Origin of the sequence: Winogradskyella endarachnes (assembly GCF_009741275.1) — a bacterium.
GTDB lineage: Bacteria > Bacteroidota > Bacteroidia > Flavobacteriales > Flavobacteriaceae > Winogradskyella > Winogradskyella endarachnes.
Genome location: NZ_WOWS01000003.1, coordinates 340554 through 366098, shown reverse-complemented (window position 1 = coordinate 366098; position 25545 = coordinate 340554). Strand labels below are relative to the sequence as shown.

14 protein-coding genes are annotated in these 25545 nt (G+C 32.2%); 2 read left to right on the top strand and 12 right to left on the bottom strand.

What is annotated here, in order from left to right:
• Nucleotides 1–45: 45 nt before the first annotated feature.
• The 3 genes from GN138_RS09910 to GN138_RS09900 are packed head-to-tail and all read right to left on the bottom strand — an operon-like array spanning nucleotide 46 to nucleotide 2671.
• Nucleotides 46–975 carry a mevalonate kinase family protein gene (locus GN138_RS09910; RefSeq protein WP_157363639.1) on the bottom strand — a complete coding sequence of 310 codons (930 nt, stop codon included), beginning with the start codon at nucleotides 973–975 and terminating at the stop codon, nucleotides 46–48.
• A gap of 34 nt (nucleotides 976–1009) precedes the next feature.
• Entirely contained in the window at nucleotides 1010–2107 is a 1098-nt protein-coding gene (locus GN138_RS09905) for a diphosphomevalonate/mevalonate 3,5-bisphosphate decarboxylase family protein (RefSeq protein WP_157363638.1), read from the bottom strand.
• Nucleotides 2108–2113: 6 nt separating this feature from the next.
• Nucleotides 2114–2671: a DUF1697 domain-containing protein gene (locus GN138_RS09900; protein WP_231743060.1), complete on the bottom strand. Its 558-nt coding sequence runs from the start codon at nucleotides 2669–2671 to the stop codon at nucleotides 2114–2116.
• A gap of 84 nt (nucleotides 2672–2755) precedes the next feature.
• Here GN138_RS09900 and GN138_RS09895 point away from each other — a divergent pair, with 84 nt between their 5' ends.
• Nucleotides 2756–5044 (top strand): response regulator, encoded by a 2289-nt coding sequence (locus GN138_RS09895; protein ID WP_157363637.1) that lies wholly within the window; start codon nucleotides 2756–2758, stop codon nucleotides 5042–5044.
• Here the strand turns inward: GN138_RS09895 and GN138_RS09890 are convergent.
• Nucleotides 5020–6228, bottom strand: a complete 1209-nt coding sequence (locus tag GN138_RS09890; RefSeq protein WP_157363636.1) for a BaiN/RdsA family NAD(P)/FAD-dependent oxidoreductase — start codon at nucleotides 6226–6228, stop codon at nucleotides 5020–5022. The two genes, GN138_RS09895 and GN138_RS09890, sit on opposite strands and share 25 nt — an antisense overlap.
• Before the next feature lie 68 nt (nucleotides 6229–6296).
• Nucleotides 6297–9962, bottom strand: a complete 3666-nt coding sequence (locus GN138_RS09885; RefSeq protein WP_157363635.1) for a metallophosphoesterase — start codon at nucleotides 9960–9962, stop codon at nucleotides 6297–6299.
• 206 nt (nucleotides 9963–10168) lie between these two features.
• On the opposite strand from GN138_RS09885, the gene GN138_RS09880 reads away from it, so the two are divergent.
• A complete protein-coding gene (locus tag GN138_RS09880; protein ID WP_157363634.1) occupies nucleotides 10169–11392 on the top strand; it encodes a Pycsar system effector family protein in 1224 nt (407 codons plus the stop codon).
• Here GN138_RS09880 and GN138_RS09875 read toward each other — a convergent pair.
• The 7 genes from GN138_RS09875 to GN138_RS09845 form a co-directional block, all read right to left on the bottom strand.
• Nucleotides 11389–13764, bottom strand: coding sequence for a GAF domain-containing protein (locus GN138_RS09875; RefSeq protein ID WP_317162732.1), 2376 nt, complete (start codon nucleotides 13762–13764; stop codon nucleotides 11389–11391). The two genes, GN138_RS09880 and GN138_RS09875, sit on opposite strands and share 4 nt — an antisense overlap.
• 271 nt (nucleotides 13765–14035) lie before the next feature.
• The gene (locus tag GN138_RS09870; RefSeq protein WP_157363633.1) at nucleotides 14036–15712 is read right to left on the bottom strand and encodes an alpha-amylase family glycosyl hydrolase; all 1677 of its coding nucleotides are present in this window, start codon (nucleotides 15710–15712) and stop codon (nucleotides 14036–14038) included.
• A gap of 120 nt (nucleotides 15713–15832) precedes the next feature.
• On the bottom strand, nucleotides 15833–17731 hold the full coding sequence (locus tag GN138_RS09865; RefSeq protein ID WP_157363632.1) for an alpha-amylase family glycosyl hydrolase: 1899 nt from the start codon (nucleotides 17729–17731) through the stop codon (nucleotides 15833–15835).
• A 5-nt stretch (nucleotides 17732–17736) separates the two neighbouring features.
• Nucleotides 17737–20124, bottom strand: coding sequence for a TIM-barrel domain-containing protein (locus GN138_RS09860; protein ID WP_157363631.1), 2388 nt, complete (start codon nucleotides 20122–20124; stop codon nucleotides 17737–17739).
• 114 nt (nucleotides 20125–20238) lie between these two features.
• A complete protein-coding gene (locus GN138_RS09855; protein ID WP_157363630.1) occupies nucleotides 20239–21216 on the bottom strand; it encodes an alpha/beta hydrolase in 978 nt (325 codons plus the stop codon).
• A 1-nt stretch (nucleotide 21217) separates the two neighbouring features.
• Nucleotides 21218–23161, bottom strand: a complete 1944-nt coding sequence (locus GN138_RS09850; protein WP_157363629.1) for a glycoside hydrolase family 13 protein — start codon at nucleotides 23159–23161, stop codon at nucleotides 21218–21220.
• 57 nt (nucleotides 23162–23218) lie between these two features.
• Complete coding sequence (locus GN138_RS09845; protein ID WP_157363628.1) at nucleotides 23219–25525, bottom strand: glycoside hydrolase family 65 protein; 2307 nt, start codon at nucleotides 25523–25525, stop codon at nucleotides 23219–23221.
• Nucleotides 25526–25545 lie beyond the last annotated feature (20 nt).

Below are 25545 nucleotides of genomic sequence, written 5' to 3'. Positions count from 1 at the left end.
GTAAATCTTAAAAAGCACTATATTACATTTGAAGTGTGCTCTATTTTAGAAATTATATACAACTTCTAATTTTTGTCCTTTTAGAGCTTCTTTAGCTTTTTCTATATTTTCGGTAAAGCCTAAAATATAACCTCCACCACCAGAGCCGCAAAGTTTTAAATAGTAATCGTTAGTTTCTAAACCTTTTTTCCAAAGCTCATGAAATTGAGAAGGTATCATTGGTTTAAAATTATTAAGTACAACTTTAGAAAGTTGCTTTGTGTTATGAAATAATGATTTTATATCTCCTTTTAAAAAATCATCTACACAAGCGTCTGTATGTTTTATAAACTGGTCTTTAAGCATACTACGGAAGCCTTCATTTTTCATGTTTTCCATAAAAATACTTACCATAGGTGCCGTTTCACCAACAATACCGCTATCTAACAAAAACACAGCGCCTTTACCATCTGTTTGTTGAGACGGAATACCTGTAGCTTCAATATTATCTTTAGAGTTTATTAAAATAGGAAGGCTTAAATAACTGTTTAGAGGGTCTAACCCAGACGATTTTCCATGGAAAAAAGATTCCATTTCAGAGAATATCGTTTTTAATTTTAGTAATTTTTCTCGTGTTAAATTTTCTAAAACTGTAATCTTATCAAATGCATATTTATCATAAATCGCTGCTACTAAAGCACCACTACTACCAACACCATAGCCTTGAGGAATTGAAGAATCAAAGTACATCCCTTTGTTAACATCATTTTGTAAAGTATCAATATCAAAAGATACTAATTCCTTATCAAGGTTTCTTAAATAGTTGACGTAACGCACTAAACTTTCGTTAGATTCAATCGCTTCTTGAGAAGGATTTTTATCAACTTTTAAAGCACCATTATAAAAATTATAAGGAATAGATAAGCCTTTAGAATCTTTGATGATTCCGTATTCACCGAATAATAGAATCTTTGAATAAAATAATGGTCCCTTCATAAATAGTGTACAGTTACTTTAGCAAATATACGTATTATAATTGTATTTGGTTTGCACCTTGTCCTATTTGGTCGCAGATAAAGTGCTCGTTCTGACAGTATTTAGTTAAATCTTTCTTAATAAACTCAAGCACAGTTTCTTTTTCATTTTCAGGATAAAGCACATGTACATTTGCACCTGCATCTAAGGTAAAACACACTTTTGAATCTGTTTTTTCTCTGAACGCCCAAATTTTATTAATAATCTCTAAAGTATTTGGTTTCATCAATATGAAATATGGCATACTTGTCATCATCATGGCATGAAGCGTTAAGGCCTCACTCTCAACAATTTTTATAAATTCATTTAAATCACCAGAAGCTAAAATTGCTTTCAGCTTTGCTAAATTTACATGTGCTTGTCCAAAACGTTCTTGTGCAAATGGATGACCATACATTAATTGATGACCCACTGTACTACTCACCTGCTTTTCGCCTTTATCTACTAACAAAATAGTATCTTGATAATTGTTGAAATTGGCATGCACATCACCTTCAAATTTTACACCATATAAGTCAGAACTATCTACCATACTTTCATTTTTTCCCCAAACTACCAATTCACCTTCAATACTCCTACAAGCACTTCCTGAGCCTAACCTTGCCAAGAACGATGCTTTTTGGTTAAAGTAATCTTGAGATGCTTCGCTATCACTCTTATTGACAGACAGCTTATTTTCAATACTCATTAAACACAGTGCAATTGCACTCATACCAGATGCAGAAGACGCAATACCAGAACTGTGAGGAAAGGTGTTAGAAGTTTCAATTTTAAAATGATAATCTTTCAAAAAAGGCATATAGATTTCAATACGCTCAAAAAAGGTTTGAATTTTAGGCTTAAAGGCTTCATGCTTTTCACCTTCAAAATAAATATCGAAACTAAAACCTTTCTCTTGCTTCTTAGTATATGTGATTTCAGTAATGGTTTTACAGTCTGAAAGCGTAAAACTTATAGATGGATTTTCTGGAATTTGATGTTTCTTTTTTCCCCAATATTTTACCAAAGCAATATTACTTGGCGAAGCCCATTTTACGGAACCGTTTTCTATATTAGAATTATAGGTTTTAAGAATAAAGTCTTGTTCTGTCATTACATACTATATATCTGACAAAGATAAGAGTTTTAGCATTGTTTTATAATTTCTGGCAGTTGCATCGACATTTAATGTTTTCTCAAAATAACTGAGATTGAATTTTGAACGACCATAACCATTTTCACAAAACAAATAAATACAGTCTTTCTTTATAACATACTCGTCATTGGTATATGTTTTTTGAGAAGCTTTTTTTACCAATTGCTCACCAGGCTCCTCACTGAGCATAATAAAATAGCTATCTTTTTTCTTTTCCTCATCAAAAGGACAATTAAAAAAAATAGTTGAAAACTCTAATCTTGTTTTCACTAATACAGGCACTTCAAACCCAAAATTGTTAGCAATAGAATTTGCAATTAAATCTTCTAACGCTTTGGTATCGGTTTTTTCAGATTGAAAAATAACATTCCCACTTTGTATATAGGTATTTACACCTACTAGACCTATCTTAGATAATAATGTTCTTAATTCTATCATTGGCACCTTTTTGTGTCCTCCAACATTGATACCACGTAATAGCGCTATGTATCTCTTTTTTTCTATCTCCATATTATTTAACATTGTAAATTTTTTAGCAAATCGATGAAATGCAATTTTTTAACGATTAAATGTTATATATTGCACTAAAATATACTTTTATATTTTATGAGATTCCCTAAATCTACCATAAAACTAAGCTTCTTTTTAATTATTTTTAGTCATCTATTGGTTACAGCACAAGATGAATTGTTAATTGTAACCGAGAGCTCTCAGTCTTGCTCTTTTGACACCCAAAAATTAAATAGACTTGTTAAAAACGACAGCTTATACAAAGCAACTATTCTTATAAATGAAGCTATCAGCTATTCTGAAAAATACAATTTAAAGTCCACACTGGCTAAAGCTTATTATAATTTAGGTAAGGTATTAACCAAAATGTCTAATTATAAAAATGCAGAAGACTATCACTTAAAAGCTTATAACATTTACAATAGTTCTAATGATAGCATGGGCAAAAATTTAGTACTATCTGGATTGGTAAACACTTATTTATCTTCAAAAAACGATAAAAAATTTGATAGTATATACCCAATAGCGCAACAGCTTTCTAAAAGTTTAAATAGCGAATTGTATTTTGTTAATCTACAATTTAAAATTAAAAAACATTATTATAATAAACACAATAAAGAACTTCTACAACTATCGGAGTTTGCTATTAATACTATTGAAAATACAGATTTTAACAACTTAGAGTTTTCTGATAATTATGACAAAAGTGAGCTAAAAAATAAATTATTATACTCGTATAGGTTTAATAATGCAATAGCGAGTATTAAGGCTTCTAATCTCCTTCCTGAAAGTTTTAGATTATTGTTTACAATTGACGAAGAAAAGCTTCAACTTGCATTTGAAGATGATTTTGATGAATTTAGAAAACTAGGAACCTTCAATTATTACAAATACTTATATTATACTGAAGCAGTTAAAGACTTAGACTCTGCTAACAAGTACCTACTAAAAGCAGATTCTTATAAATATACAGCACTTGCAGATTTTGAAAACAGAAACGCAAGAAACGGAGAACTTATTTATAAGATTATAAACACCCAACAAAAATTAAATCTTACTAATGAGTTACGAAAAAATGATGCCAAATCCTCTAAGGTATTCCTTGCAATTGCAATTCTCGCTTCTGTTTTACTTCTTTTAACCTTAGTAGTGTTTTACTTTTACATTAAAGCAAAACGAAACAGCCAAGCTATTAATTTGGCACTAAAAGCCTCTAATAGAAAATTAGTGGCTAATGACAAGGATAGACAAGAATTTTTTTCAATACTTAGCCATGAGTTAAGAACACCAGTTTATGGAATTACCGGTTTAGCTACGCTTGTAAATCAAGAAACAGATAAAGAAAAACAACAAACATATTTAGAATCATTAATCTCTTCTAGCAATTATTTAACTATACTCATAGATAATATTCTACAAGCTAATAGATTAAGATTTGAACAGAGAAACCTAAGATTAAAACCAGAGAAACTAGAAAACATAATTAATTACGTAACTAGTATCATTAAAATTTCTGCAAAAGACAAAGGGCTTAAGTTTATAACAAAAATACATTACTACCAAACTAACGAACTTCTATTAATAGATAAAGTAGCTTTTAGCCAAATATTAATAAACCTTGTTTACAATGCGGTTAGATATACTAAAGAAGGTGAAATCAACTTAAATATCATTGAGAAAGCACGAAATGAGAACAACGTAACCTTACGTTTTGAAGTTAATGATACCGGAATAGGAATAAAAGAAGAACACAAGGATATTGTATTTAATGCTTTTGAAAACAAAGCCTTTTTACATAAAAACAGTAGTGGGTCTGGTCTTGGTTTACATATTGTAAAAACGTTGCTAAAAAGTCATAAATCTGACATAGATTTTGTTTCAGAACCTGGAAAAGGCAGTTCTTTTTTCTTTGAAATTACATTTGAGATTGCTGCCTCATTAAAGCTAAAGAAACCAGTTACTATTAATTCTTCAATAAATAATACTCATGTCTTAATTGTTGATGACAACAAAATTAATTTATTAATTACCAAAAAGAATATTGAAAAAATTAATGGTTATACCTGCGAAACTACAACTAGCGGAAAATTAGCAATTTCTATGGTAAAATCACGTGCCTTTGACTTAGTATTAATGGATATTAATATGCCAGATATGGATGGTTATGACGTTACAAAGCATATAAGACTGTTTAATTCTACCATACCAATACTTGCCTTAACAGCACTTAACTCTAATGAAGTTGCTACAAAAGCGCAGGCTGTTGGCATCAATCAAATTATTACAAAACCTTATATTTTTGATGATTTTAAGGCTATAGTTTTATTATACACCACTGAAGAAGAAACAGAATACAAGCATCAAATTGCTTTAGAAACTATATAAGCACCTGTCCATGCATTCTGAAAATTAAAACCACCTGTTACAGCATCTACATTTATTACTTCACCAGCAAAATACAGACTAGGAACTCGTTTACTTTCAAAAGTTTTAAAATTAACGTCTTTTAAATCTACACCTCCTGCTGTTACAAACTCTTCTTTAAATGTACTTTTACCTGTAACCTGAAAAACAGCTCTAGTTAACTGCGCTGCTAAATTTTCTAATTGTTGCTTATTAATATCTGCCCAACGTTCGTTTTCATTAATATTAGCAGCTAAAACTAATTGTTTCCAAAGGCGCTTTGGCAAATCGAATTGAGTTGAGTTAACTAGCGTTTTCTTAGCAAATACTTGTTTAAAATTTTTAATTTCATCTAAACAACTATTAAAATCTAGACAGATAAAATTTACTTCAATTTTAAAATTATAATTTCGTTTAGCCAATTCCACCGCTCCAAATGCCGACAATTTTAAAATGGCTGGTGCACTCATACCAACATGCGTAATTAATAAAGGGCCATTAGATTCTAAATCGGTCCCAACCACCTTTATTTCTACGTTTTTAGCAACAACACCAGGAATATCTTTAATGCGTTTATCTTTAATATCAAATGTGAACAGTGAAGGAACTGGCTGAATAATTGTATGCCCTAAATCTTCTAAAAGCTGCCATATTTTAGGGTTGCTTCCTGTGGCTACCACTAATTTATTACATTGAATTATCTCTGAAGATGTTTCTATTGTAAAGTCTAACTCATTAGCTTTTATCGCCTTAACTGAATGATTGTATAAAACCTCAACATTATGCTTTTGTGCTTCGTGTAAAAAACAATCTATTATAGTTTGAGATGAGTTTGATACCGGAAACATTCTGCCGTCGTCTTCAATCTTCAATTCTACGCCACGTTCTTCAAACCAAGCAATTGTATCACCTGTCATAAAACTATGGAATGGTCCAAGTAATTCTTTTTCTCCTCTTGGATAGTTTTTCACTAATTCTGAAGGTATAAATTCGGCATGTGTTACATTACAGCGTCCACCACCAGAAATTTTCACTTTCTGCAAACCTTCTTTACCACGTTCTAAAATAGCTACGGATAAATTAGGCTGTTGTTCTGCTATATTGATTGCTGCAAAAAAACCTGCAGCACCTCCTCCAACTATAATAATATCTTTATGTGTATTCAATGTTCTGATTAAAAAAAAGGTTCTTAATTACTATGAAAATTAAATGTTAGAAATCATAATTTTAAATATTAAAACCCAAAGCCTAATTTAAAAGCAACACGTATACCTTCATTACTATTAAATGTAGATAGATTAAGGGTTAATTTATCTGCTGCAATTGCAAAAACACCTCCTCCTACAGACGTATGCCAAGTATTAGAGTCTTCATTATCTTCCCAAACTCTGCCGTAATCAAAACCACCATAAAAACCAATTTTTAAAGGCAATATACTTGTTCTTACTTGTTTTAAATTATATCTTAAATCTGAACTATGCACAAAAGAACTTTCTCCATTAAATCTCTGGTTTCTGTATGCTCTTAAACCATTATCGGCACCTATTGTTGCACCTTGATAAAATTGGTAATTGTCACCTAAATTAAAATGACCACTCATTTTGGTTGCTAAAACCAGTTGACCATTTGGTACTAATTTGTAATCGAAGCCTAACTCTGGAATAATATATCCATACCCTTTTGAAGTGTCTATATTATTTCTAAATCCGGCATGAACACTAAATAACATTCCTAAAGTTGGAAATGCTTCGTTATCAGCGTGAGCATATTCATATTTGGCATCTGCACCATAAAAATCGTTTGAAACTTCGGTATTATTTCCAATAAATTGATTTATAAAACGACCTTCAGTAGCTTCTACTTCTATAGATTCATAAGTAATTCCAAATTTGAAACTAGCACCATATCTACCAATCCATTTTAATGATGGTTCAAATTTTAAGGTTCTTAATTTTACTCTATTAAAATCTAAATTTTCGTCACCATCTGCTTCTAGGTTTACAGATTCATTACCATAACCGAAGAAGTTAAAGGCGTAATTAGGACTTGTAAAACTTGCGTCTACTCCTAAATTAAATCGGCCTATAACATTTGCAAATTCGCCTTTATAATTTAACTCATAACCTTCGGTGGCAAAATAATAAGCCGCAGAAAATTGATGTTGAGTGGTAAATGGGTTACGTTCAAAACCATAAGTAGTGTACACATCTACAAACCCTAATTTAAAACCATCATCTGGATTTGCACCTAAAGAAGGTATAATTTGATTTGTGCTATTTTTTAATTTTTTATAGTCGTAAACATTAGTGTCATAATCGTCTGTAAGTTTTTTACGTCCTTTATTAGTAACTATACTATTTTTCTTTGATTTGTAGTCGTAAAGTTTAACACGCTTGCCGTTTTCAATATTGTACTTGTCATTATTTTGTCCGCCAATTAATATTACTTTAATTAAATTATCGCCTTTACCTTTCACTTCAAAAACATCATCATCATCTAAAGCATAAATCCAAATCTCTTTAGTTTCATCTCTATTATACGTTCTTTCGTGAAACTTATCTTTCTTTTCACCTTTTTTTATGCGGTATGCAGTAACTTTAGTTTGGCCATTTGGTAGGCGTTCTACATCAAACCAATCGTCTTTATTAGTACCTTTTATTACCGCATATTTATTAATTAATTTAAAATAACGGTCTGAAATTTCTTGAAGATTTGCACGCCTAGCTTTCAATTTTTTCTTAATATCCTCTATAGAATTTTTTGGCATTTCTTCTGGCAGATTTAAAAATGCTTTTTCTATCACCTGATCTGTAATGCCTTCTTGTATGCGCCTAACTTGCGCATCCCAAACTGTTTTACCAGATTTTACAATAATTTCCATATCAATAGGATATGGTTCTACATTAACTCCTTTTACATCCACTAAATTATCTGAATATTTCCTTAATAATCTTGCTGCTGGTAACAATTTAACGGCAGTACCTAGGAGAAATCCATCAGACATTTTAGAAAATGCTTGATCGCGATCTCTTGGCATAGGTCTATATATTTTTTTTCCATCTTCTTTAAATTCTATCCATCTCCATTGATCTTGATGTCTATCCCAATCACCAATAAGCATATCAAACAATCTCGCTCTTATATAAGCCTCTTCATCTATTATAATATCTTCATCTTTATGAACTTTTTTCATCATATCAATGGTTGATTCTAACTCATTTTGATAGCCAAAACTTGCTAAATCGCTATGACCTTCAGATGTATGTTCTTCTATCATATAAAGTTCGTCTCCATACGCATCATTATATTGTCCCAATCGTTCTTGTTTCGGCACATAATATAATACTGGATTTGTGTGATAAATATCAATGGCATCTGCTAAATCTCCTATTACTAAAGGCGCATAAGGATGCGAACCTGTAAAGACGTCTAATATTAAATCTTCGGTTGCTGTATTATTATACTGCCCTTCTATGTATTGATCTTTAAAAAATACAGCTTGCAAATATTGAAGTGCTTGTTTACGTACTGCTCGCATTACGTATTGCGCACCATTTTTATCTTCTAGTCTTAAGGATTTAGATTGATTACCGCCGCCTTGCCTAACAGGTATTAAGCCTCCAAACAAAGTGTCTAACTTAACATTTGGCGCTTTTACTTTAGTACTAAACTCTTTTCTGTAACGTTCTCCCCAAACAAATTTACGGAAACCATTTGCATCGGTTTCTTCTTCTGAATAAACCGAAGCAACAGTATGAGATGCTGTACTTTCTTCATATGCTTTAGGTATAATGGGTTTATCTTCAGGAAAAATTTCTGTTTCAAAAACAACCGATTCATCATCTGCAGAGTAAAAAGAAACATGTGCCGATCCATCTTTATACACGTGTAAAGTTGCAAATCCTAATGTTGCATAACCAAAAATACCACTTCCTATGTTACGCACAGCAGAAGTTTTAGAACCAGAACCAGAAACGATTTGATGTAAATTATCTTCTACTAAATATTGTAAATTATGCTCATGACCAGAAACAAAAACTACTTTTTTGTTGACTTGAGCTAGTGTAACTAATCGGTTTTTTAATTCGTTATAATATGTATTTTGTAAATCTGCATTAGACAGACCACTTGTTTTTCTAATTAAATTTTTAACCGTTCCAAAAATTGGAACTGGAGACATATGGTTTTTAAAACTAAATTGTCCACCATGCGCACCATTTGTATACATAGGATGATGCAATGCTACAATAGTAGTTTTTCCTCTGGCTTTTTTTATTAAATTGCTATATTCATCTAAAAAATCTTGTCTCGTTTTAATCTCGCAATCATCATTAATAGTGGGTTGATTGTTCCAATTATTAATATACCAATGGGTGTCGATTATTATAAGTTCAACATCTTCTGAAACATGAATTTTTTCTATAGCGCATCCATTTTCTGGTAAAAAAGTATTTTTTCCGAGCGCTTCTTCTACGAGCTTCTCTTGATTTTTTAAACCTTTTACATCAGAATACCAATCATGGTTACCAGGAATAAAAATAGTTTTTCCCTTAAAATTTTTAACAGCTTCCGTTTGTATTAGAATACGATGTTTAGAAAGCTCATAACTACTAGAAGATTTATTTGGTATCCCTTTTGGATATACATTATCTCCAAGAAAAATTGCAGTACTATTTTTATCAGCACCTTCTAGTTTTTTTTTAAATGCTTTTAAAGCTTTTGGGCTTTCTCCCAGATGAGAATAGCCAGCATCACCAATAAGATAATAACTATGCTCTATTTCCTTATCAGTTGGTTGAGACTTCTCGGCACCTTCATTTATTTGTTTTTTAAATGTTGCACATGCATTAAAAAGAAGAACAAGGATTAATAATAATCCAAATTTGTACAATAATTTCATATAACAATGGTTGATTATCAAAAATACGAAATAATTACCCGAACAATTACTTTAACTGATTAACAACAAAAAAAAGTAAACCAAAAAATAATTAAGTCTAAATTTAAGCCCATAAAGTATCAATTAACTTTCAAATTCTAAGATTGCTAATCTAAATTCTATTTAGGCTTATAAAAATTCCTTAATTTAGGCTCACATTTACACCTATGGAGAATTTAATAATTGCAGCTGAGAAATACGTAATATCTTATTTAAACGATAATTTAGACGCATCTTTTGTATATCATAATCTTGCACACACACAACGTGTTGTTGGAAAAGTAAAAGAGCTTTTAGAAGAAAGCCCGTTAAATGAAACAGAAAAAGAACAATTATTAATTGCAGCTTGGTTTCATGACGTTGGATTTACCAAAACCATTGAAGGTCATGAACAAGAAAGCGTAAAAATAGCAACTGCATTTTTAAAATCTAAACATGTTAGCGACGCTAATATTGATACCATATCTTCAATAATTTTAGCAACCCAAATGGGTTATGAGCCAAAAAACAAATTAGAAGGATATATAAGAGATGCAGATTGTGCACATTTATCTAGTAAAAAATACTCGGATTATGCTGCCTTACTTAGAAAGGAATGGGAGTTAACATTAGGAAAAAAAGTTACTAAATCAGAATGGGTACAAGAAAACATTACATTTTTAACTAAGCATACATTTTATACTGATTTAGCCTCTAAAAAGTGGGAAAAACGAAAAGGAAAAAACTTAGCCAACCTTTTACAAGATCAGAATAAAATAAAAACCACAACAGAAAAATTAAAACAGAAAAAAGCAGAATTAAAATTTAAGAAAGAAAAATTAGACTTACCCGATCGTGGTATTGAAACCATGTTTAGAGTAGCACTTAGAAATCATATAACACTTAGTGATATTGCAGATACAAAAGCCAACATTTTACTATCCGTAAATGCTATTATTATTTCGTTAGTGTTATCAAATTTAGTATCTAAATTAGACAACCCAACTAATGATTATTTAATTTGGCCAACGTTTATTTTTGCTTTATTTACAGTGGTTTCAATAGTTTTATCAGTATTAGCAACCAGACCAAATGTTACTAGTGGAAAATTTACTAAAGAAGATGTTGCCAATAAAAAGGTAAATCTTTTATTCTTTGGAAATTTTCATAAAATGAAACTCAATGAGTTTGAATGGGCTATGCAAGAAATGATGCAAGACAAAGAATACCTCTACGGTTCTCTTACCAAAGATTTGTATTTTTTAGGTTTAGTGTTAAACAGAAAATATAAAATATTAAGATTAACGTATACCGTTTTTGCAATAGGTATTATAGTAAGTGTTATCGCTTTTGCAGTAGCTTTTGAAGTTTCTGGTATAAAGCCACCAATTGCAGTTTTACCGTCTATTTAAGGATTAATTTCTTTCATTAAATCATCGTAAGTGTAAATTGCTTTGTCGTCTTTTTCTTTGTGATAAAGTACACTAACTCTTATAGCTTTTAAACCCGTTACTGCTTGTAAATCTTCGAGTTCTACAATTTCAATATCATTATCTAAATATTTTTTATTCTGTAAGAATTTAATATAGTTTAAATATTCAATCTCGTCTTCTCTTTGAGAATAAACAATACTAATTTTACCTTTTTGCGTAACGCGCTCTTGGGTTCCCTTTATAAACGCTTTATCTACACGTTTTTTAACAATTTCGTAGCGTGCATTGTAAGTACCATCAACATCAAATTGTTTTTCATCCATTCTAAAACTAATAGATAATGGCTGATTAAATACTAATATCATTGACGCTACATCTAATGCTACTGGAAAATTTGGCTTCATCTGATAATATGAATTTTCCATCTCTACCATTACTTGCAATTGCCACAATCTAAGATTGTATAGATATATAGGATTAAAGCTATCTTCCTTTGTTATAGATTCTCCTATATACATGTTATGCTCAACACCATCGGTTTTAAAACGCTCAAAATAATGCGGATACATTAATTGTGCTTCTACTTGTTTTTCATCTAACAAAGCAGCCATTTCTTTATTAATTAAAGCTATGGTTTCGTCATAATGTTTTCTATGATGATATAAGGCGTCTGTACGATCATCAACACGTTCAAAATAATTACTTATGTCTTCATTAAGATTATCAACCGAATATAGATGCTTTAAAATAGGCTCAATTTCGTTTTTAATAAAGTTTGAAATTTGATGCTCACTATCTACCTGAAAATGAACTTCTATATCTTTTAAAAACTCATCTAACCGATAAATATACTGCTCATATATAGGTAATTCTTCAACTTTTGAAGCCTTTACTAAAATTTCCTTAACTGTATTTAATTGTAACGATAAATCTTGTTGTGTTGCCCAGTTTCTCGCCTCAGAAGACCCTTTTATATCTATTTGTCCGTAAAGCGGATAAATATTATCAAACGCTATTTTTCTAAAATTTGGTTCTTTGCCATTCATTTCATCTCTAATGAATTGTCTAGCTTCTTTTTTAAAACGCCAATGCACACTAGAATGAATAGAAGTACATTCTTTCTGTATAATAGCCTCTATTAAATTAGACTCATCATTTTTAGAACGCTCCACTGCTGTTACAATAAATGGCATAACATCAACTAATTTGTTAGCGTTAATACTATTTAAAATTTTAGGCTTTTCAGAAACTATTTCTAAAATTCCCATTAGGCCTTCTTCGTTTGCAATAGGTGCAAAAATGGCGCTTTTTATACCTTGCTCTTTAAGAACCTTTATATGTGGTACTTCTTCTACTTTAGAACATTTAAAGGATTTATCTACATTAGAGATAGAAAAGTATTCATTTGCTTTTAATAGTTTATTGTAAGACCAATCACATAAGGCATCACAACAACGCATAACTTCTAGGTTATTAATTAAATAACTATTCATACCTACACCATAAACACGCTCAAAAATATCTTCTTCAGCATTATAAATGGAAAAGCCAACTTTTATATCTTTTAAGCCAAATAAGGATTGAAAAATATCGTGAAACCCTTTCATGAAGTTTTCATTCACTCTTTTTTCCTCACCAATTAAACTGGTTTTGATATTAGAAATAGATTGGTCATCTGTGACATCAAATAAATTTGAGATTACAAAACCTTTAAATAGATAACTATTTGGCGGAAATTTTTCTTTCCAAATATCAATATTTTCAAAGTTATCTAGTAACTCATTATAATCTTCTTCTGTTATTTTAGGTGCATTTTCTTTTGGTATAATTTCTGTAAAATCTGCATTATATAATATTTTATAATAACGCATAACACCTTTCTCATCTGGTATTTCATAAAAAAAAGGACGTTTGAAATTTAAATTATAGCCATAACAAACATTAAGAATTATTGCACATGTAATTATATACCTGTCATTTTCAGGCATATTTTTCATCTCTAAATTAAAATCTTCCCCAGCTGAATTTAATATTTTCTTAAATCGTTCTGAAGAATTAAATGTAAAATTAAGGTACGGAATTGAAGCCGTTTTTATCTCGTTGTTTGTAAGAATAGGGCTAAATGTATCTTGTAAAATTCCATTTATTTCTTTTTCGTGTGATTTAAATATTCCTGGATCGCTAAAGCCTTCTCTTAATATTGGATTCTCTTCTGCTATTTTTAAAACACGACGAGCGTTGGCAACAATATAATCGTTTTCATTTTCTACTAAACTCTCATACTGATTTAATAGTTTATTAAAGCTAATTTTAACTTCAATAGGAGATTCTATGTTAGCGTTTATATCCACTTTTAAACTTAAGTATTTTACAAAGTTACAAATAATACTTGTTAGTCGTTTACTAGTAGACGACCTTACACACCTATTTGTTACTGGTTATATGTTAAAATAATTAGATTTATTTACAACTAATAGCAAAATCTCTATCTTCCGCTAACTCCATATTAAAGGTTGTACCATTTTAATTTCAGCGTTTCCAAGTCTAATTAAGATGTTTTTATTTGAAGATTAAAAACCCATTTATAAAAAGTATTTTTAAATCTTGAAGAAAATAAATTGATTATTGTCTTTCTAAAAGAACAATTTCAAATTCTGAAATTATAGCCACAGAACCATTTTCAACTGTTGAAGTGACTCCTGAATAGGCATCATGTAAAACAGCACCATCTTCAAAAACTTTAGAGACATCTATTATTTTTTCGCCTTTTTCTAGTTCTAAACCAACAACTACGACATCTTTAAAACCGCCCTTTTCATAACTTCTATAGAAATAGTAAGGTTGCTCAGAAATCATTTGATGCACACCTGCTCCAACAGCTGGATGATTGGCTCTAAATTTCCCTAATTTTTGCCAATGTGTTAAAATTGTTCTCGTAACAGAGGTATTTTCTATGGCGTCCCAATTCATAAACGAACGTAAGGTTGCATCACCTTCTGTACCTTCAATAATTAAAGGTCTTGCAGATTCATCACCATAATAAACTTGAGATGTTCCTGGTGATAATAATAATTTGTTGGCTGTTCTAAATGGTTTAGCTCTTTGCGCATCAAAAGGACTGCCATCATCATGAGAACTTAAATAATTTAGAGTTCCATAACCCTTTAAATCTCCATTTAAAATATCAGAATATCTTTTAAATAACGACTCATAATCCATGTCTTTTGAATTCCATTTAAATTCAAAATTTATTAAACTTTGAAAACTTGGTGGATTAAAATAATTCACTTTTTTATCACCAAAATCAAAATATTGACCTCCACTGATGCCATAATTATAAACTTCTCCTACTAAATAGAAATTGTTATTATCTAAAACTTTTTCGGGATTATTCTTTTTAAATTGCTCAAAAGCATAATCACACTCCACTTTAAATTCTACCCAAACATTTTCTTCGGTATGTTTTACGGTGTCTGCTCTGTAGCCATCTACACCAAATTCTGTGATGTAATCTGTAAGCCATTTCATAATATAAAAACGTGGTGCTCTTGGGTGACCTGTTCTTTCAAAAAATGCATCGAGTTCTTTAACTTCTTGCTCGTAACGACCTTCTGCTTTCCATTTTTCTACCAATTGTGGTGGCAACTCAACATCATCATTACTTTCTGTTCTTATATCTGGAAGATTAGCAACCAACGTACAGCTAATAGTATTGGCATAACTATCATACGTACATTGTTGGTCTGTTCGCACCCATTCTTCTGGCCAAACTGGGTCTAAATCCGTCACAGGACCTGTGTGATTTATAACCGCATCTAATACAATTCTGATGCCTTTAGCGTGGGCTTCTTTAACCAATTCATGTAAATCTTCTTTGGTTCCAAAATTTGGGTCAATTTTTGTCCAGTCTTTAGCCCAATAGCCATGAAAACCATAGCTTAAACCTGTACCTTCATCTGTAGCACCATGGATTTGTTCTACAATAGGCGTCATCCAAATGGCATTAATACCTAAATCTGTAAAATACCCTTCTTTTACTTTTTGCGTGATACCTTTAATATCACCTCCTTGAAAACCTCTTAATTTTCCTGGTTCTTTTGTTCTGTTGAAATTGATGTCGTTTTCAGATTTTCCGCTGTTAAATCTGTCTGTTAGTAAAAAGTAGAGATTTGCGCCTTCCCAAACAAAAGGTGTTTCCATTTTTTGTGCTGTGTCTACAGCTGCAATTTTGTTTTCCGTGTCCTTATTTTTGCAACTCAAAGTGATTAGGATTAGGGTTAATAAAATTAGTTTTTTCATATGTTTTTTAATTGCTTCTCGATACAAATTTGCTCATACTTCGCAAATTCACTCGAAGTGACGATTGCTTGTTATTTTAAGACCTGCAAGGTTTTTAAAACCTACTAGGACTATAAATTACTAGGATTTTATTTTTAAAATAAACGACTCTAAAGGTTTAATATCTATTCTAACTTCGGCTTTACCATTTTCAACTTTTAATGTTGAAGCGTAAGTATTATACAATTGGTCTTTTGCCTCATATTCGCCATCTTTAAGTTGTAATTTGTGCACTAAATCTTCTGGTAATTGTAACTCAAATCCGTACGTGTTATCTGCATTGAAATTTGAAATGACAATTAACTTCTCATCAGCACTCCAACGCACAAAAGACAATACTTTATCATTATACCATTCTGTATTATAATGGTTATGGTGCTGAATATCTTGATAGTCTCCCATTAAAGCAGAACTGTTAATTGTAAAATTCAACAAGCGTTTGTAAAAATCACGAAGTTCCTTTTCAGCTTCGGTGGATTGTCCACCATCAAACTTTTTATCATTTACCCAACGTACTAGACTTGGCACTGACCCATAATCGAAAATAGAAGTTCGGCTTGGGTCGCCAAAACCTAAATCTTCTGCGCCTGGCTCACCGAATTCTTGCCCAAAATAAATCATAGTTGGTGCTGTAGATGATGTTGCAGAAACCACCATTGCTGGTTTTCCTTTAGCTGAGCTACCTGCAAATTCTGGACTTGCAATTCGTTGCTCATCGTGGTTTTCTAAGAAGTGAAGCATGTGATGTTCTATATCACTTAAATCCTTTAAAATTGGCGGAATATTATCTGTGCTTCCGTGACCTTGCATGACGTGTTTTAAGGTATCATACAACTGAACTTTATCATACAAATAATCCATTTTTCCTTTTCTAATATAATCTCTATATAGACTTGGATTGTAAACCTCAGCTAATAAAAAGGCATCTGGATTTTCCATTTTTATATGCGAATTCATATAACTCCAAAACTCAACTGGTACCATTTCTGCCATATCATAACGGAAACCATCAACGCCTTTTGCGGTCCAATACAAAGCGATATCTTTAAACTTTTTCCATGAACTTGGAACCGTTTTGCCGTTCCAAAACTCGAAGTGTTTTTTATAATCTTCATTATCAAAACCTTCTGGTAATTCATTAAAATCCTTTCTTCCCTCTGGTGAAATACCATAATTGACTTTTACAGTTTCGTACCAATCATTCATATCGGGTTGCGATGCTCTTGAGCCGTTGCCTGTCCATTTTGCAGGTATTTCTTCAAACTTACTATCTGCTAAATCGGTTTTTTCGCCACCTAAAGGTTGGTAACCGTTTTTCCATTCTGGCACTTTAAACGTTTCTCCTGGATTGTAATAAAAGTTATTATTAACGTCGTAAGTTTTGGTTTTATCGTCTTCGGCACCAAAATCTGTTGTTCCTTCTGGATTTGATAAACTCTGATAATTACGAGCCACGTGATTAGGCACAATATCAATAATAACTTTCAATCCGGCTTTGTGCGAACGTTCTATTAAAGCTTCAAATTCTTCAAGTCTATTTTCAACATTTACAGCTAAATCTGGATTTACATTATAATAATCCTTAACCGCATACGGTGAACCTGCACGACCTTTTACAATATCTGGGTCGTCATTTGAGATGCCAAATTCAGTGTAATCTGTAATGACATCGTGATGCGGAACACCTGTGTACCAAATATGCGTAACACCTAATTCTTTAATTTCTTTTAAAGCTTTATCCGTAAAATCGTTGAATTTACCAACGCCATTTTCTTCTAATGTTCCCCAAGGTTTGTTGGTTGTATTTGTGTTTCCAAATAAGCGTGTAAACACTTGGTAAACGACTTTCTTTTTTTTCATATTTTGTTTTATTTCAGTAGCACTGTGGCTTGGCGCAGTATCGACGTCTTTAGTTTCATTTTTGCATCCTAAGAAGCTAAAGATAACGAATAAGATTGTGATATTTTTAATCAGATTCATATAGTTTATTTTTTAATTTTTACCCGAATTAAGGCTATTTCTCCTGTAGTTCTTTCAATTGGAATTCTCACTGTTTTTGTAGCTTCAAACCAATCGAAATCGGAATGTTTTCCAACTGTAATTCGTTTAGGTTTATTTTCTAATCCATGAATGGTTAGGTAGAATGTTCTAGATTTTGCAGAGAAATTGTTTCCTGTAGTATCTGAAATTTTAAATTCTAAGGTTGCCCCTTTAGTATTCATTTCAAATTTTAAAATTTCAAAATTCTTATCTTTTATAGCCTTTGCCGATTTACCATCATCGTTATAAATTTCTCTACTTGATGTTAGTACAGAGGCATCATAATAATAATCTATTTTATAAAGGTCATCTTGATAGTTTTCTGTAGTTTGAACCACTGTTGTACTCGGTATAAAAGCACCAGCTCTTATATAGGTTGGAATAGAATTTTCATTCACTTGAACCGTTTTGGTTTGTCCACCTTCAATTTTCTCAGCGGTATAAAAATCAAACCACACATTATCCTTTGGAAAATAGACCTCTTGCACTTTTTTACCAGCTTCTAAAACAGGCGAGACCAGAATATCATTTCCCCACAAATAGGTTTTTGAATAATTATACAACTGCGGATTATCCACTTCTTCAAAAAATAATGGTCGCATTAAAGGTTTTCCATATTGATTATTTTCATACACCAAATTGTAATTGTATGGCAATAATTTATAACGTAATTCAATAGCTTGTTTTGCTAACGCTTTTGCTTTTTCGCTTCTAAAAATAGGTTCGCTAGGCACATCTTCTTGCGCATGTGGTCTAAAAATAGGATTAAAAACGCCGTATTGTAACCAACGCACATAGAGTTCATCATTTAGATTAGCACCAGCAAATCCGCCTAAATCACTATGCATATACGCCAAACCTTGCATACCCATTTGTAGGGCAATTTCGGGTTGTGATTGTAAGCCTCCCCAAGTTCTATTGACGTCACCAGACCAAGGAATCATGCCGAAACGTTGAGAACCAGAATAGCCTGCACGCATAAGAATAAATGGTCTTGTATTTGGAAATTCATGCTGATAACCTTCATAAATTAAGCGTGCCCAATCGTGACCGTAAATATTATGAACTTCATTTGCGCTACCTGTTTTATGTTGTACCCAATCTGGATGGACTTCTGGCTCACCTAAATCGCCCCAAATACCAGCAACGCCTTTATCTGCCAATCCTTTATAAATATCCCAAAACCATTTTTTACCATCAGGATTGTAGATATCTATGAGTCCTGTGTTACCAAAATAGAAATCGTATTTCGCAGGATTACCAACAGAATCTTTAGCTAAAATTCTTTTATCAACCGCTTCATCCCATTTCTTAGAATTGGTTAAAATAAAAGGCTCTGTAATGGTTATGGTTTTTACACCATTATCATAAAGGCGTTTTACCATACCTTCAAAATCTGGAAAGGAATCTCGGAACACTTCCAAATTTCCCATAGTGCCTTTTAATTCTTTCCCAAACCAATATAAATCTAGAATGATGGCATCAACAGGAATTTTTTCGTCTTTAAACTTAGCAATAGTATTTTCTACTTCTTCTTGAGAATGGTACCCAAATCGACTTGAAAAATTACCCAAAGCCCAACGTGGCAACATGGGTTGTTTTCCTGTTAAATCAGTGTAATTATTAATCATATCTAACCAAGAATCACCAACAATGACTTGGTAGGTTTTTCTGCCAGAAATAGTTTCGTATGTTAAGGTATTATCGCCTTTGCTATCTAAATCTAAAAAGCCAATTGGCGCGTTATCAAAATGCAGCATATATTGCTTAGACGATACTACGATTGGCATGGTGTAATTCATTAATTCGCTATGGGTTTCATAACCATAATGTGCACGATTGTATAGTTGAAGTCGGTTTCCACGACGATTCATCCCTAATGCTCTTGCACCTCCACCGTATAACACTTCGTCTTTGGTTAGATTGAATTCTATGGTTTCTAAACTGTCGTTTTTAATGTAACCTGCTTTTTCTGAAACAATAAATTTATCCTTGTAATAATATGAAATTTGAAACGGTTGCTTTGTGATAGCAACATACAAGCCGTTGGTTTTTAAAACCACATCATTTCCTCTATCTGTCATTTCAAAATAAGCGTTATAAGGCTTTGCAACTACAGCATGAGATTGTGATTTTAAATAGTCACCTTCAGGCACAAAAGTGGTTTCTATGACGTTTGAAGAAAACGGTTTAATGATATAATAGCCGTCACTAACTTCTACTTTTAAATTTAGTCCTTGCTTTACCGCTCTTTTAAAAACTCTATTGGTGTTTTGACTATGAATACAAACAAATGAAAATAGGGTTATAATGAATAAAATTTTGTTTTTCATGTTCGTTAAATTTATTCCTGTCTGGTTTTTAAAACCTTGCAGCATATGTATCTATTTAGATGTTTAGACCTGCAAGATTTTAAAAATCTGCTAGGTCTTGATAATTTGAGACCATTATTGTCCTAACAAAAAGACTAAAGGTTGGTCTAACCTTTGGTTCCAAGAGATTTCAGAATGATTGGTGCCTTCAAAAAATAAGTTTTTAGAATCTGAACTTGTATAGCCTTTGGCTTTTAAAACCGCATCAACTCTTGGTGCATATTGCGGATAATATTGGTCTAAGGTTTCATTTCCATAATCGAAATACAATTTGTGCTCATCTGCTGTTGGTAAATTGGCATCCATGTATTTAAAAATGCCAACTGGATACGGATTATTTTCCATTGGCATAGCACCTGGCCAATGTGTTGACAAACATGCAGCACCTCCAAAAACATCTGGATACTCAGAAATAGCATACATAGACATTAAGCCTCCCATACTTGATCCCATTACAAATGTATGTGCTTTGTCGGTGTGAACAGCATAGGTTTTATCTATTACAGGCTTTAATTCTTCTACAATAAATTTTAAATAATTATCGCCATTAAGTTTAAAATTTGTTGAACCTGAGAGGTCTTTCAAACTATCTTTAGCAGCTTCGTTTATATAATTGAATGCCTTTTGAGGGAACAAATCTTGCCAACGCAATGCTGCTATATTATGAATACCGACCACTATAAAATCCTTGGTTTTCCCTTCTTCCATTAGCACTGAAGCCCATTCATCTACTTTCCATTCTTGTTCATTCCATGTAGTTAGTGAATCGAAGAGCATTTGACCATCATGCATATACAACACATTATAGGTTTTGTTTTCTACGTAGCTTTCTGGTAACCAAACATCCACTGGCCTTGGTGCAATATACTTTGATGGGAAACTATCTATTCTATGAATTTCACCTTTATAAAGTGTGGCACTTTTAAAATGTTGAAAATTTAATGGTGCCTCAATAACTACTGTTTCAGGTGAAGTTACTTCTTCCGTTTTTGTTTCATTTTTACATGAAAACATTAAAAAACTAACACATAATAGTAGTAAAATAGGTTTCATGTTATAGCGTTTTTGTGGTTAAAATAGTACTTCCTTTTCCCTCTAATTTTAAGCTAGAATTCCAAATCATTGTTTCTTTTGTAATAATATTAGACAGTGATTTTCCGCTTAAGCCTAACTCTTCAAATCGAGATAAATCTAAGTCTTGAGTGGTTTCATTTTTATTAATAATATGCACAACAGTTTCGTTATCGGTAACTCTTGCTAAAACATAAATTCCATTGATAGGTGCAAAATGAATAGTTTTTCCTTGGTGAATCGCTTTACTTGATTTTCTGTAGTTGAGCACTGTCTTTAAATACAATTGCATGTCTTTTTGGTCATTAGAAAGCCCTTCACCTGTAAAGGCATTTACGGTATCACCTTCCCAACCTCCTGGGAAATCAGTACGAATCAATCCATGGTCTCCAGGTTTATCAAAATCATCCATTAAAATTTCTGTTCCGTAATAAATTTGTGGTATTCTAGGTAGCATTAAAAGGTAACTTAACGCCATTTTAGTATTAGTAATGTTACCATCTAATTGTGTAAAAATTCTACTCATATCATGATTATCTGGAAACACCATAATGTCTTTTGGCGACGCATACACAAAATCGTTTGCTAAACCTTCGTACATTTTTATGAGACCTTTATCCCAAGATTCTTCTTCATTTAAAGCTTCAACAATGGTTCTTTGCATCGCAAAATCCATGGTTGATTTTAAATTAGAATCATAGCCATCTGCGTTTTTGTGACCATCTTGCCAATACGCAATAAGTAAAGGGTTGTAACTCCATTCTTCGCCTACGATAGAAAAATTAGGATATTCTGCCATTATTGAACCTGCCCAATTGCTCATAAAATCTTTATCAGGATACGGATACGTGTCTTGACGAATGCCTCCTAATCCTAAAGTTTCTACCCACCAAATACTATTCTGTATAATGTATTTAGCCATAAATGGATTACGCTGATTTAAATCTGGCATACTAGATACAAACCAACCATCCGTCATACCTTCATTATCTTTTTTAGAAGCGTATAAATCTTGGTTAGACGTTCGTCTGTGATTAGAGGTTATAGTGGTTTTGTTATCCCAATTATCGATGTTTTTCTCGTAATTTTCTTGGTAATTCACCCAATCCTTAAATGGTAAATCTTTCATCCACCAATGTTCTAAACCACAATGATTGGCAACTTGGTCCATAATAAGTTTCATGTCTCTAGAATCTAACTCTGACGCTAATTTTTTATAGTCTTCTAAAGTTCCAAATCGTGGGTCTACTTTATAAAAATCAGTCATTGCGTAACCATGATAAGAACCTTTTGGCATATCATTTATTAACACAGGACAAGGCCAAATTGCCGTAAAGCCAAGATTCTCTATATAATCTAAATGATTTGTAATTCCTTGTAAATCGCCTCCATGCCTTGCATATCCATCGGTTCTATCAATGCCTTGTTGCAACAAACCTTTAACCTCATCATTTTCTGGATTGGCATTAGCAAAACGGTCTGGTGTGATGAGATAAATAGCATCACTACTATTAAAACCGATATAATCTTCTGCTGATTTTTCTCTTGATTTTAACTCGTACGTTTGAATTAATTCTGAATCATCTTTAAGCTGAAATGTAATATTGAATTGCCCTGCTTTTGCCGTTTCAGATATCTCTAAATCTAAAAACAGATAATTTGGACTATCTGCTGTATGTGTTTTTACTAAGCTAACACCAGCATAATTAATTTTTGCTGTGGCTTTCCCAATATTAGGATGCTTTATCAATAATTGCAAATCTTGATTTTTGAAACCAATCCACCAATGTGGTGGCTCCACTTTTTCAATATCGTTTTGGATTTCGGTTACAGGTGCTGTTGCATCTTGCTCCTCTGCTAATGTTCTTTTGCACGACACATTAATGAGGACAAATAAAATTAAAATGTGTTTAAGTGCTAAATTCATAATTCTAAAAAAGTAAACCTGTCGAGCTAGACAACTCGACAGGCAATTGTTATTTATTTAAATAGTAACTAATAGGTTAGGGCTTATAGTTACAGCTTTTCCATCTACAGAAATGGTTAAATCTTTATCACCTTCTAGTTTAAATTGAGTTTCATTTTGATTAACCGTTACTGTAATAATTTGATGTCTAAAATTTACTTTAAATGAATAGCCTTTCCATTGTTCTGGGATTTTAGGTTCAAAAGATAAGGTGTCATTTTTTACACGCATACCACCAAAACCTTCAACAATACTCATCCAAGTACCAGCCATTGAGGTAATGTGTAAACCTTCGTGAACTTCGTGGTTATAATCATCTAAATCTAAACGCGACGTTCTTAAATAGAAGGTATAGGCTTGCTCCATTCTATCTAACTTAGCTGCTTGTATGCTGTGTACACAAGGCGATAATGAACTTTCGTGTACTGTAAATGGCTCGTAAAAATCGAAATGACGCTCTAGTTCTTCAGTTGTAAATTTATCTTCAAAGAAATACATACCTTGAAGCAAATCGGCTTGTTTTATATATGGCGAACGTAAAATTCTGTCCCAAGACCATTTTTGATTAATTGGTCGTTGTGATTTATCTAAATCGGCAACCGTAATTAATTCTTTGTCTAAGAAACCATCTTGTTGTAGGTATACATTCTTTTCTTCGGAATATGGAAAATACATGTTGTCTGCTACTTTTTTCCATTGCGCTAATTCCTCGTGTGAGATTTTTGTTTTTCCAGCTATTCGCTTATAATCATCGCCGTAACCTTCTTTAACTTTTTGTATCGTTTCAACAGTATAATCAATACACCATTTAGCAATATAGTTAGTGTACCAATTGTTATTTATATTGTTTTCGTATTCATTAGGACCAGTTACACCAAGAATCACATACTTGTTTTTTTGCCCAGAAAAATTGGCTCTCTGGTGCCAAAAACGTGCAATTCCGATTAATACTTCGAGTCCCATTTCTGGAATATAACTGAAGTCTCCTGTATATCTGTAGTAGTTAAAAATGGCAAAGGCAATGGCTCCATTTCTGTGGATTTCTTCAAAGGTAATTTCCCATTCGTTATGGCACTCTTCACCATTCATGGTTACCATTGGGTATAGTGCCGCACCATTTTTAAAGCCAAGCTTTTCGGCATTTTCAATGGCTTTTTCTAAGTGATTATATCTGTAAGTTAATAAGTTTCTGGCTACTTCTTGGTCTTTGGTTGCCATGTAAAAAGGAATACAATAGGCTTCGGTATCCCAATACGTGCTTCCTCCATATTTCTCGCCAGTAAATCCTTTTGGCCCGATATTTAATGTAGCATCTTTGCCTGAGTATGTTTGGTTGAGATGAAAAATATTAAAACGAATACCTTGTTGTGCTTTTACATCGCCTTCTATAGTGATGTCTGCCATATCCCAAATTTTAGCCCAAGCTTGCTTTTGGTTTTCTAATAATTGTACAAATCCAGCTGTTGTTGCTTTACTTAAACTCGATTTTGCAGCGGTAATTAATTCATTTTTATTATGGTTGCGGTCTACTGTATAACCACCAAATTTATGAATTGCATACGTTTCATTTTGCTTAACGCTATATGTATAACTAAATGAAGCTAAATTTGAATCTGAAGAAAAAGCAGGTTCAGTTACAACCGATTTTCCATCTATATATACCTGAGATTCCATGAAAGTGCAGGTGTAAAAATCTGTTTTCATGGTTTTTGCCTGAATGAACGCTTGGTTATTTTCGTGACTTACATTTAGTGTGTCCCAAAACTTATCGTCCCAGTTGGTATCTTCGTTTGTAATACCCGAATCTAAATACGGCTGAAACGTAATTTCTGCATCTGAATTAAGTGGTGTAATTTTGAAATCAATTGCACCAACTTCATCTAAATCTAAACTTAGAAATCTTGTGGTTTGTACTTCAACCTCTATATCATTTTGCAGTGTAGCTACAAAACTACGAGACAACCAACCTTCTTGCATGTTGAGTTCTCTTCTAAAGTTTTTCACCGCTTTACAAGTGTACAAATCGAGTTCTTCGTTATTAACAGTAACATTAATACCAATCCAATTTGGTGCGTTTAATACTTTTGCGAAATATTCTGGATAACCGTTTTTCCACCAACCAACTCTGGTTTTATCTGGATAATATACACCTGCAATGTAACTTCCTTGAAATGTTGGTCCTGAGTATTTTTCTTCAAAATTAGCACGTTGTCCCATAGCACCATTTCCTATGCTAAATAAACTTTCTGAGGCTTTTACTTGGTCTGGATTAAAGCCTTCTTCTATGATTGACCAATTATTTGGTATGATGTAATCTAGGTTCATTGTAATGGTTTATTTATTGG

What these genes read in the sequence shown, in the direction of transcription:
- GN138_RS09860 (WP_157363631.1), bottom strand. Translation starts at nt 20,124, where the DNA reads ATGAAAAACAAAATTTTATTCATTATAACCCTATTTTCATTTGTTTGT.
- GN138_RS09905 (WP_157363638.1), bottom strand. Translation starts at nt 2,107, where the DNA reads ATGACAGAACAAGACTTTATTCTTAAAACCTATAATTCTAATATAGAA.
- GN138_RS09845 (WP_157363628.1), bottom strand. Translation starts at nt 25,525, where the DNA reads ATGAACCTAGATTACATCATACCAAATAATTGGTCAATCATAGAAGAA.
- GN138_RS09865 (WP_157363632.1), bottom strand. Translation starts at nt 17,731, where the DNA reads ATGAATCTGATTAAAAATATCACAATCTTATTCGTTATCTTTAGCTTC.
- GN138_RS09870 (WP_157363633.1), bottom strand. Translation starts at nt 15,712, where the DNA reads ATGAAAAAACTAATTTTATTAACCCTAATCCTAATCACTTTGAGTTGC.
- GN138_RS09880 (WP_157363634.1), top strand. Translation starts at nt 10,169, where the DNA reads ATGGAGAATTTAATAATTGCAGCTGAGAAATACGTAATATCTTATTTA.
- GN138_RS09910 (WP_157363639.1), bottom strand. Translation starts at nt 975, where the DNA reads ATGAAGGGACCATTATTTTATTCAAAGATTCTATTATTCGGTGAATAC.
- GN138_RS09850 (WP_157363629.1), bottom strand. Translation starts at nt 23,161, where the DNA reads ATGAATTTAGCACTTAAACACATTTTAATTTTATTTGTCCTCATTAAT.
- GN138_RS09895 (WP_157363637.1), top strand. Translation starts at nt 2,756, where the DNA reads ATGAGATTCCCTAAATCTACCATAAAACTAAGCTTCTTTTTAATTATT.
- GN138_RS09885 (WP_157363635.1), bottom strand. Translation starts at nt 9,962, where the DNA reads ATGAAATTATTGTACAAATTTGGATTATTATTAATCCTTGTTCTTCTT.
- GN138_RS09855 (WP_157363630.1), bottom strand. Translation starts at nt 21,216, where the DNA reads ATGAAACCTATTTTACTACTATTATGTGTTAGTTTTTTAATGTTTTCA.
- GN138_RS09900 (WP_231743060.1), bottom strand. Translation starts at nt 2,671, where the DNA reads ATGTTAAATAATATGGAGATAGAAAAAAAGAGATACATAGCGCTATTA.